The sequence below is a fragment of the Nocardia sp. CC201C genome (assembly GCF_030010695.1).
Lineage (GTDB): Bacteria > Actinomycetota > Actinomycetes > Mycobacteriales > Mycobacteriaceae > Nocardia > Nocardia otitidiscaviarum.
Genome location: NZ_JASCXP010000280.1, coordinates 1 through 9,799, shown reverse-complemented (window position 1 = coordinate 9,799; position 9,799 = coordinate 1). Strand labels below are relative to the sequence as shown.

Here is a 9,799-nt window from a genome sequence, read left to right as displayed (position 1 = left end):
TCAGGAACTGGCCGCGGCGACCCTGGGCGCGAACCGCTGGCAGACGTTCTGGCGCATCACGCTGCCCGCCATCCGGTGGGGCCTCACCTACGGCGTGGTGCTCACGGTGGCGCGGGCGCTGGGCGAGTTCGGTGCCGTGCTGATGGTCTCCACGGCGCTGCCCGGCCAATCGCAGACGCTCACGCTGCTCGTGCACGACCGATACAACGACCACAATGTCTTCGGCGCGTACTGCGCGGCGACCCTGCTCATGGGCATCGCCTTCGTCGTCCTTCTCCTGATGACTCTCCTCGAACGTAAGCGGGACTCTGCCTCATGATCACCGTGACCGGTGCGAACAAGCGCTACGGCTCGTTCGCCGCACTCGACAATGTCAGCATCGACATTCCCTCCGGGGAGTTGACCGCGCTGCTGGGGCCGTCCGGGTCGGGCAAGTCCACGCTGCTGCGGTCCATCGCGGGGCTGGAATCCCTGGACACCGGGGTGGTCACCATCGCCGGACGCGATGTCACCCGGGTGCCGCCGCAGAAGCGCGATATCGGGTTCGTCTTCCAGCACTACGCGGCGTTCAAGCACATGACCGTGCGCGACAATGTGGCGTTCGGGCTCCAGATCCGCAAGCGGCCCAAGAGCGAGATCGCCAAGCGGGTGGACGAACTGCTCGAGATCGTCGGACTGGACGGTTTCCAGCACCGCTATCCGGCGCAGCTGTCGGGCGGTCAGCGCCAGCGCATGGCCCTGGCGCGGGCGCTGGCGGTGGAGCCGCAGGTGCTGCTGCTGGACGAGCCGTTCGGCGCGCTCGACGCGAAAGTCCGCACCGATCTGCGCAAATGGCTGCGGCGGCTGCACGACGAGGTGCACGTCACCACGGTGCTGGTCACCCACGACCAGGAGGAAGCCCTCGATGTGGCGGACAAGATCGCGGTCATGAACCGCGGCCGCATCGAACAGATCGGCACCCCCGAGGACGTCTACGACCGCCCCACCAACGAATTCGTCATGTCCTTCCTCGGTGATGTGGCCAAGCTGAACGGACATCTGGTGCGGCCGCACGACATTCGCGTCGGTCGCGACCCCAGCATGGCGCTGGCCAGCCACGAGGGCACGGCGGTGTCGGCCGGGGTAACCCGCGCCAGCGTCGAACGCGTCGTCCACCTCGGCTTCGAGGTGCGCGTGGAACTGAAGAACGCCGCCACCGGCGACCTGTTCACCGCCCAGGTGACCCGCGGCGACGCCGAGGCGCTCCACCTGGCCGCCGGGGAAACCGTCTACGTCCGCGCCACCCGCCTCCCGGACCTGCCCGCCGAGTGAGATCGCACTGCCCTACGGCGTCGAATCAGCGAGTGGGCGTACCGAATTCGAGGTGGCGCCGGATCAGCTCACGGAGTGAGCGGACGGTTCGACGTAGCGCCAGACGGGTAGGAGTTCCTGTTCGTCGAGCGGGGTGGCGTCGGTGTGCACGGTGGTGCGCAGGCGGTCCAGGGCGGCGGCGGTGTCCAGGCCCGCGCCGATCAGGACCAGGTTGGTCGCTCTGGGCTCGTGGCGGGGCCAGGGGGTGGGCTCCACGACGATATGGCGGCCGACCATGTGCAGGATGAACTTGCGCTGGTCCTCGGGGACGGCGAACGCGATGGTGCCCTTCGCGCGGAACAGGCCCGAGGGCGGGTTCTCGAAGAAGTCGACGAGGGCGCGCGGATGCAGGTCGGTGGTACTGGTGAAGGAGATGGTGTCGTAGCCGTCGTGCAGGTGGCGGTGATCGTGGTCGTCGCAGTCGTGCTGGTCGTCGTGCGCGGCAGCGAACAGTTCGTCGAAGCTGAGCTGCTCACCGACGCGGGGGCGGCGCGCCTCGCGGTCCGGGGTGTCGACCAGTAGGCCCGGATCGATGCGGCCGTGCGCGGTGGAGTAGACCGGGGCCGGGTCGGCCAGGGCGCGAATCTCGGCGAGCAGTCCGTCGAGCGTCGCCGCCGGGACCCGGTCGGCCTTGTTCACCACCACCAGATCCGCCATGCGCAGGTGGGTGGCGAGTTCCGGGTGCTGGGCGCGGGACTGCGGAAAATGCTCGGCGTCCACCAGCTCCACCAGTCCGCCGTAGCCGATGCGCGGGTTCTCGCTGTTGACGATCATGCGGATCAGATTGCGCGGCTCGGCCAGCCCGCTGGCCTCCACGACGATCACATCGATCCGCGCGCGCGGCTGCGCCAAGCGGTCGAAGAGACCGTCCAGCTCGCTCACATCCACCGCGCAGCACACACAGCCGTTGCCCAGCGACACCATGGCATCCACCTGGCCCGCCACCAGCATGGCGTCGATGTTCACCGCGCCGAAATCGTTGACCACCACCCCGATTCGCAACCCGCGATTGTTGCGCAGCAGGTGGTTGAGCAGCGTCGTCTTACCGGCCCCCAGAAATCCGGCCACCACGAGAACAGGAATACGCCCAGCCACCCGACCACCCTACCGGGGGCGCGGATCGGGCCGCCGTGAAGTGGTCGCAGCACGGGCGAAACGTGGCGGCAACACCGGACTCCTACGGTGTGCGGCAGTAGGAGCGAAGGACGGAGGTGTGCCGTGCGCTTACGGGATCTGCTCGGCGCGCCGCAATTGCGGATGGACCTGCTGCACGGTGACGCGGCGGCGCTGGAGCGCGCGGTGGATCGGGTGTGCGTGACCGATATGCCGGACCCGCGGCCGTTCGTGACGGCCGGAGCCCTGGTGTGCACCGGCCTGGTGTGGCGGAGTTCCCCGGCGGACGCGGACCGCTATATCGGCCTGCTGGCCCGTGCCGGAGCGGTCGGCGTCGTCGCCGGACAGGCCCTGCACGGCTACGTCCCCGACGATGTGGTCGCGGCGTGCGTCCGCCACGACCTGCCGCTGCTGTCGGCCCCGCAGAGCGCGCCGTTCAGCCGGATCATCGAGTACATGGCCGAGCAGGCCGCCGAAACCCGCTGGCAGCGTGAGCGGTTCGGGCTGCGTCGGCTGATGTCCGAGGCCGCCGGGGGTGCCGACATCGGCGATCTGCTGGCGGAAGTGGCGGCGGAGCACGGATTCTCGGCCTGGCTGCTCACCGCCACCGGCGCGGTCGTGGCGGGTACCGCGCCGCTGCGCGACGACGAGATGGATCGCATCCTGCCCACCGCCCTGACCGCGCCCCGACTGCCTGCCATCGCCCCCGGCGGGATCACGGTGCACCCGGTGGGCGATCGCGGCGGTGACCGGATCGCGGCCTGGTACCTCATGGTCCGCGCCGCCGCCGACGCCGACCCGCACGGCATCCAGACCGTGGGCGCCGACCTGGCCGCCGTCGCGGAACTCTATCGGGCGCGCCGGGCCGAGCACCTGCGCGCCACCTGGGACGTCGCCGACCGTACCGTCGACCTCACCGCCGCACCGGCGACCGGACCGTGGGTCACCCTGGTATGCGACCTGTGCGTCACCTCCCGGGCCGACACCACCCCCGGTATCGGCGAACGGCGGTCACCTGCCGCCGCGCGGGTCAACCGAAGTGCGATCGGTGCCGTGACCGCGACCGCGGCGAGGTCTGGAGCGCCGGCGCACGGGAATGCCGCCGACGCCGCGTCCGCGACCGTCGCTCCCGATCATGTCGCGATCGCGGTCGAGGGGGCGGTTGTACGAGGGGCGGCCGCATCAGCGACCACACCCTCGGATTCGGAGGGTGCGGTGCCCGTCGCGAGGGCGGCGGTCGCGGCGTCTTCGGCGGGAACCGTGCTCACGGCCGCGCGCGGGATGATCGGGGCTGGGGGCAATCGGGCGGGGCAGGTCGTCGAAGCCGATCGATGGCCGCTCACCGCCGATTCGGCTGTCATGACGGATGCTGCCGCGCGGTGTGCGACCGACCCGACCACCGTGGCTGCCGCGGGATCTTCGGCTGGAATTGTGCACGCGGCCGCGCGCGGGATGATGGGGGCTGGGGGCAATCGGGCGGGGCAGGTTCTCGAAGCCGAGCGCCGACCGCTCACCGCCGATTCGGACCGGCTGGCCGGGGCGGCACCGGTTCCGGCGGCTGCCGTGGCGGATGCTGCCGCGCGGTGCGCCACCGCCTCGACCATCGGGGCCGCTGCTCGCACTCCGCCGGGGCAGCCCACCGTGCCGCCACCGACTCGCGACACACTGCGCGCCGCGCTGCATGATGTGCTGCCCGGAATCGTGACCGGTATCGACCGGGGCGGTCGCGTCATCGGGTACGTGCCGGGGAGCGAGGCGGAGGTGGCGGTGCTGCTGCGCCGGGGGTTCGGGCGGCTGCGCCCGGTGCTGGGTGGCGCGGGGATCGGGATCGGGGTCAGTGCGCCGCAGGGTGCGGAGGCGCTGTCCGGGGCATTCGCGGCGGCCGCCGCCGTCGCATCGGCGGAGGCGGGGGAGGCCAGCGTGCGCATTGCCGATATCGACAGCGCGGCAGGGCTTTTCACCGCGATACCCGATCAGTTGCAGCGCCGGTTCGCCGAACGGGTGCTGGGGCCGGTGGTCGAGTACGACCGCAGGACCGGCGCGGGACTGGTGCGCACCCTGGAGGTGTTTCTCGGATGCGAGGGCTCCTGGCGGCAGGCGGCGGAGCGCATGCATCTGCATCTGAATACGGTGCGCTACCGCATCGGCCGGGTCGAGGAGCTGACCGGGCGGGACCTCGGGCGGCTCGACGACCGGCTCGACCTGTACCTGGCGGTGCGGACGCTCGGCGGTCACACCGCCCCGGTGTAGACGTCCCAGGCGATTCCGGCATCCGGCGCTCCTTCCCGCAGCACGCTGGCCTGGATCAGCCCATACGGCCGATCGTCGGCGTGGAACACCTCACCGGCGTTCTCCACCCCGAATCGCTCCAGGTCGTAGGCGAAGTGGTGTTTGTTCGGCGCGGACATGCGAATCTCCGCCAGGCACGGATACGCCTCCAGCGCCGCCTTCCCCATCTCGAACAGCGTCTGCTGCAACGCCTTCGAATGCAGGGTGGCGAACGTCTCGATCATGACCGCGCGGATGCCGTCGTAGGCGGCGTCCCAGTCCTCGGGCGCGGTGGCGAAACGCCAGCGTGCCACCAGGCTGGTCGCCAGAATCCGGTCCGCGGCGGGCTCGAGCACCGTGTACGGATCGGTCAGAAAGCCCGCGAACTCCGATCCGGTGGATTTGAGGATGACCAGATCCTTCACCCCGCCGATCACCCACTCCCGCCGCTCGGAGCCGCTGCCGCGCACCGTGATCGCGGCGATCCGCACCTCCGGCCCCACTCGTGTCCAGGTGTGGTCGTGCCCGCTGCCGCCGACCGGAACCCGCTGCCACGCGTACTCCTCGATCTCGATACGCGCCGAATCCACCGGTTCGATGTCGTCCACGAAATGCCGGGCCAGCGCCAGACCGTAGTCCTCGATACTGCCGTCGCCGTGCTCCTTGGCGTAGGCGTAGACGGTCTGCTTCTGCGTGTCGGTGGGCAGCACCGCACCCTGATCGCCGACCGTGTGCGCCGGATCGAACGCACCGCGCAGACACGACGAGACGTTCAGGTCGCGGATCTCGTGCCGGGCGGTGTCCCGGTAGATGCGCACCACCCGGTTCTCCGCCTTGCCGTACTGATGCGGGCCGAGCACGATCTTTCCGGACGATGCGGTCACGGGCGGCTCCCTCGGTCGATGGACATCCTGATCCCACTCTGGCGCATGTCGCGTCCCGCGAGCACTGGTTGCCGAGACAAAATGCGGCGTGTCCGCCGCGGCCGATTAGGCATATCGGACAAACCCGCGAACGCCGCCGAGTGTCTAGCGTGATCTCACCTGCCGTATCGCAAGGAGTACCGATGACCTCGCCCCATCCCGTCGACATCCGGCTGCCGTGGACACGGCTGCTGGCCTTCGGCATCCAGCACGTCCTGATCATGTACACCGGATGTGTCACCGTCCCACTGGTATTCGGCGCGGCGGCCGGACTCGACCAGGCCACCATCGGACTGCTCATCAGCGCCGACCTGCTGGTCGCGGGCTTCATCACCATGGTGCAGAGCCTCGGGGCCGGACGGTTCGTGGGCGCGCGGCTGCCCATCATCTGCGGCGCCACCTTCGTGGCCATGTCGCCGATGATCCTCATCGCCAAGGAATACGGCCTACCCGCCGTGTACGGGTCCATGCTCATCGGCGGTCTGATCGGGCTGGCGCTGGCCTGGCCGTTCGCCATGATCGTGCGGTTCTTCCCGCCGCTGGTGACCGGCACCGTGCTCACCGTGGTCGGCATCTCGCTCATCGGCGTGGCGGGCGGACTGATCGTCGGCACCGATCCGGGCGACGCGGCCTTCGGCGATCCCGCCCGCATCGGGCTGGCCGCCGTGGTGCTGGTGATCGCGCTGGTCTTCACCTGCCTGGGGCGCGGCGTCTGGTCGCAGCTCGGCATTCTCATCGCGCTGGCCGTGGGCGTGCTCATGGCCGTACCCATGGGGCTGATCACGCTCGACGGGGTCGGGGCGGCGGACTGGCTCGGCATCCCGCGGCCGTTCCACTTCGGCGCACCGGAGTTCCCGCTCGCCGCGGTGGTTGCCATGACCATTGTGATCGCGGTGGTGTTCGCCGAGTCCACGGCGAGCATGCTCGCCATCGGCGAGATCACCGGGAAGAAGGTCGGGCGTGCGGAACTGGGGCGCGGGCTGGCCGGTGACGGGCTGTCGGCGGTGCTGGCCGGTGTGTTCAGTTCCTTCATCGACACCGTCTTCAACCAGAATGTCGGCGCGGTGGCGGCCACCCGGGTGTACAGCCGCTACGTGACGGCGGTCAGCGGTGCGCTGCTCATGATCCTCGGCATCGTGCCCCGCGTCGGCGCGGTGGTGGCGGCGGTGCCGAAACCGGTGGTCGGCGGCGTGGGCCTGGTGCTGTTCGCGACCATCGCCGTGATCGGCGTCAACACGCTGCGCAAGGCCGACCTGACCGACCGCGTCAACCTGACCATCGCCGCGACCGCCATCGGCGTCGGCCTGATCCCGGTGCTCACCGACGGCATGTTCGACCGCTTCCCATCCTCGGCGCAGATCCTCCTGGACAGCGGCATCTCCCTGGCGGCGGCAACCGTCTTCACCCTGAACCTGCTCTTCAACCACACCCGCCTGGGCGGATTCGCGCGCGGCGCGGCGGAGTCCACGCCACCGGCGGCGGAACCGCAGGACCCGGTGACGGCCTGAGCCGCGGGTCGGGCGCGAGCCCGAACACCGGCCGGACCCGCCGCCGCGATGGTCGAGAGCGCGGCTCGCCTCCGCGATCCCGCGGTGCGGGGTAAACGGTCGCGAGCGGTCGGTCAGCTCAGCCGCAGGCGTTGACCCACTCCGACATGCCGTCGGCGAAGCGCTGCCGCTTCCAGATGGGGACCTCGTGTTTGATGCGGTCCACCAGGTCGGCGCAGACGGTGAAGGCTTCGGCGCGGTGCGGGGCCGCCACCGCGACCGTGATGGCGAGGTCGCCGATGGTGAGGGGGCCGATGCGGTGCACGGCCGCCACCGGCAGGCCGCGTGCCTCGGCCACCTCGGCGCAGACCTGGCGCAGGAAGCGTTCGGCCTCGGGGTGGGCGGAGTACTCCAGCGCCGAGACCGATTGGCCGCCATCGTGATCGCGGACCTTGCCGGTGAACACCACGACCGCGCCGTGCTCCGGACCGGACACCGCCCGCTCCACCTCGTCGGGGTTCAGCGGCTGATCGCTGATCCGGGCCAGCAGGTCACTCATGGCTGCCTCCTCCGGCCACCTGGGCCAGCAGATGTTCGAGCAGTGGTTCCAGCACGGCGATGCCGTCCTTCACCCCACCCGGCGAACCGGGCAGGTTGACGATCACCGTGCGTCCGGCCAGCCCCGCGACGCCACGGCTGAGCGAGGCCAGCGGGAATTTCGCGGTGCCGCGCTGCCGGATCGCCTCCGCCACTCCCGGCAGTTCGCGATCCAGCACCTTCAGCGTCGCCTCCGGGGTGGCGTCGGTGGGCGAGGCCCCCGTCCCGCCGGTGCTGATCACCAGCGCGGGTTCTTCCGACAGCGCGTCCGACAGGCCGTAGGCGATATCGGTGTCGGCGTACACCAGCGGCCCTCGCACCGAGAAACCAAGCCCGGCAAGCCATTCCACCAGCCGTGGCCCGGTGGTGTCGGTCCGTGTGCCCGCCGCCGCCCCGGTGGAGGCGACGAGAACCGCAGCCCGGCGGCCCGCGCCGAACGCATCCGCCCCGATGTCTCGCGTGGCGGCCCGTCGCGGGGTGCTCGTGTGCCGATCGCTCACCACGGGCGTTGGCGTCGATGTCTCCGCGGCCAGTTGTCCGGTGCCGGTCGGCGGGGCGGTCTCCGCGTCGGCTACGGCGGAAGTGCCGTCCGTCCCGCTGTTCGCGGTCCGGGCGGCCACGTGCGGGTCCGCGGCATCCGCGGTGGCGTCCGGCCGTTCCCAATGCCCGTGCTTCCCACCGTCTTTGGTGAGCAGGCGGATATCGTTCAGGGTGGCGGCCGGGTCCACGGCCTTGACCATGTCGTGCAGGGTGAGCCCGGCCACCGCCACGGCGGTGAGGGCCTCCATCTCGACCCCGGTGGGGCCCTTGGTTTTCGCGGACGCCTCGATGGTGATGCTGGCATCGGTGAAGTCGAAGCGCACATCCACCGAGGACAGGGCCAGCTGGTGGCACAGCGGAATGAGTTCCGACGTCTTCTTTGCCCCGTTGATTCCGGCGATGCGGGCGGTGGACAGCACATCGGCCTTGGGCATGTCGTCGGCCCGCACCAGCCGCACCACCTCGGGCGTGGTCCGCAGCTCACCGGCCGCCACCGCCACCCGCGTGGTGTCGGCCTTGGCGCTCACATCCACCATGCGAGCGCGTCCCTCTCGATCCACATGGGACAACTCACTCATGCCCACCAGCGTTCCACAGTCGCCCCGGTGGGGCGGCACGGGGAGGCACCGTTCGTGCCTTCCTCCGAAATGCCTCGACCCGCGGTTCGCCGATCCTGGTGGATCGGCCGAGCCGGTGGCGGGATCACGGCCCCTTCGCGCGTCCGCACGTGCGCCGCGCGGGCCGCCGTGACCGCGCGCGGCGCGGACGGCCAGCACATTCGCGGCGACTGTGTCCCACAAGATCCGCATCGGCGGTCGGCCCTGGCGAGGCCGGTACCGACGACACGCGTCGAGGTCGGCCAACGGCCCTGAGGTGTCGAGCGTGGCCGAGCTGTGGTTTCTCGGGGGCGGCAGGGTCAGAGGTGCCGCACTCGCACCGGCGTCCCCGCGGGCAGTTCGGTGACCTCGGCCGGAATGTCGATGAGCACATCGGCGGCGGCCATGGAGGCGATCAGGTGTGAGCCCGGACCGGCGACCAGGGCCACGCCGCCGTCGGTGCGGCGGCCGCGCAGGAACTGGCGGCGACCGGCGGGGGAGCGGACCGATTCCAGCAAGGCCAGCTCCGTGGTGTCGACCGGTGGCAGTCCGGCCAACTCCCGCAGGATCGGGCGGGCGAAGACCTCGAACGAGACGGCGGTCGACACCGGATTGCCGGGAAAGCTCACCACCGGCACCCCGTCCACCACCGTCACGCCCTGCGGTCCGCCGGGTTGCACCGCGACGGAACCGAATTCGCCGCCCAGCTCGGCGAGCACATCCTTCACCACCTCGAAGTCCCCCTTGGACACGCCGCCGGAGGTGAACACCACGTCGGCGGCGGCCGCGGCGGCGGTCACCAGCGCGTGGAACTCGGTCGGATCGTCGGAGCTGTGCCCGACCGACACCACCTCGACATCGTTGTCCGCCAACGCCGTTGCCAGTGTGAGCCCGTTGGAGTCGTAGATCTGACCCGGCCGCAGCG

Annotated in this window: 9 protein-coding genes; 4 read left to right on the top strand and 5 right to left on the bottom strand. The window is 70.6% G+C overall.

Annotated elements, in window-relative coordinates:
* Both QK444_RS24960 and QK444_RS24955 read left to right on the top strand, forming a co-directional pair.
* A partial coding sequence (locus tag QK444_RS24960; RefSeq protein ID WP_282784238.1) for an ABC transporter permease subunit occupies positions 1 to 319 on the top strand: 319 nt, incomplete at its 5' end.
* Positions 316 to 1,311 (top strand): sulfate ABC transporter ATP-binding protein, encoded by a 996-nt coding sequence (locus tag QK444_RS24955; RefSeq protein WP_282784236.1) that lies wholly within the window; start codon positions 316 to 318, stop codon positions 1,309 to 1,311. The genes QK444_RS24960 and QK444_RS24955, both read left to right, overlap by 4 nt.
* A gap of 63 nt (positions 1,312 to 1,374) precedes the next feature.
* On the opposite strand, the gene QK444_RS24950 is transcribed toward QK444_RS24955, so the two are convergent.
* A complete protein-coding gene (locus QK444_RS24950) occupies positions 1,375 to 2,445 on the bottom strand; it encodes a CobW family GTP-binding protein (RefSeq protein ID WP_282784235.1) in 1,071 nt (356 codons plus the stop codon).
* A 123-nt stretch (positions 2,446 to 2,568) separates the two neighbouring features.
* On the opposite strand from QK444_RS24950, the gene QK444_RS24945 reads away from it, so the two are divergent.
* Positions 2,569 to 4,713, top strand: a complete 2,145-nt coding sequence (locus QK444_RS24945; protein ID WP_282784233.1) for a PucR family transcriptional regulator — start codon at positions 2,569 to 2,571, stop codon at positions 4,711 to 4,713.
* On the opposite strand, the gene pucL is transcribed toward QK444_RS24945, so the two are convergent.
* On the bottom strand, positions 4,695 to 5,615 hold the full coding sequence (gene pucL / locus QK444_RS24940; RefSeq protein WP_282784231.1) for a factor-independent urate hydroxylase: 921 nt from the start codon (positions 5,613 to 5,615) through the stop codon (positions 4,695 to 4,697). The genes QK444_RS24945 and pucL overlap by 19 nt on opposite strands.
* A gap of 182 nt (positions 5,616 to 5,797) precedes the next feature.
* Between pucL and QK444_RS24935 the strand changes: the two genes are divergently transcribed.
* Entirely contained in the window at positions 5,798 to 7,162 is a 1,365-nt protein-coding gene (locus QK444_RS24935; protein ID WP_282784229.1) for a nucleobase:cation symporter-2 family protein, read from the top strand.
* 118 nt (positions 7,163 to 7,280) lie between these two features.
* On the opposite strand, the gene QK444_RS24930 is transcribed toward QK444_RS24935, so the two are convergent.
* From QK444_RS24930 to QK444_RS24920, 3 genes are all read right to left on the bottom strand, one after another.
* Complete coding sequence (locus QK444_RS24930) at positions 7,281 to 7,700, bottom strand: molybdenum cofactor biosynthesis protein MoaE (protein WP_282784227.1); 420 nt, start codon at positions 7,698 to 7,700, stop codon at positions 7,281 to 7,283.
* On the bottom strand, positions 7,693 to 8,856 hold the full coding sequence (gene moaCB, locus QK444_RS24925) for a bifunctional molybdenum cofactor biosynthesis protein MoaC/MoaB (RefSeq protein ID WP_282784226.1): 1,164 nt from the start codon (positions 8,854 to 8,856) through the stop codon (positions 7,693 to 7,695). Before moaCB ends, QK444_RS24930 begins: the two co-directional genes overlap by 8 nt.
* A 338-nt stretch (positions 8,857 to 9,194) precedes the next feature.
* On the bottom strand, positions 9,195 to 9,799 hold a 605-nt coding region (locus tag QK444_RS24920), incomplete at its 5' end, for a molybdopterin-binding protein (protein WP_282784225.1).

Bases quoted from the DNA above. Each gene is read 5' to 3' on its own strand.
- QK444_RS24955 (WP_282784236.1), top strand. From the start codon at position 316: ATGATCACCGTGACCGGTGCGAACAAGCGCTACGGCTCGTTCGCCGCA.
- QK444_RS24935 (WP_282784229.1), top strand. From the start codon at position 5,798: ATGACCTCGCCCCATCCCGTCGACATCCGGCTGCCGTGGACACGGCTG.
- QK444_RS24930 (WP_282784227.1), bottom strand. From the start codon at position 7,700: ATGAGTGACCTGCTGGCCCGGATCAGCGATCAGCCGCTGAACCCCGAC.
- moaCB (WP_282784226.1), bottom strand. From the start codon at position 8,856: ATGAGTGAGTTGTCCCATGTGGATCGAGAGGGACGCGCTCGCATGGTG.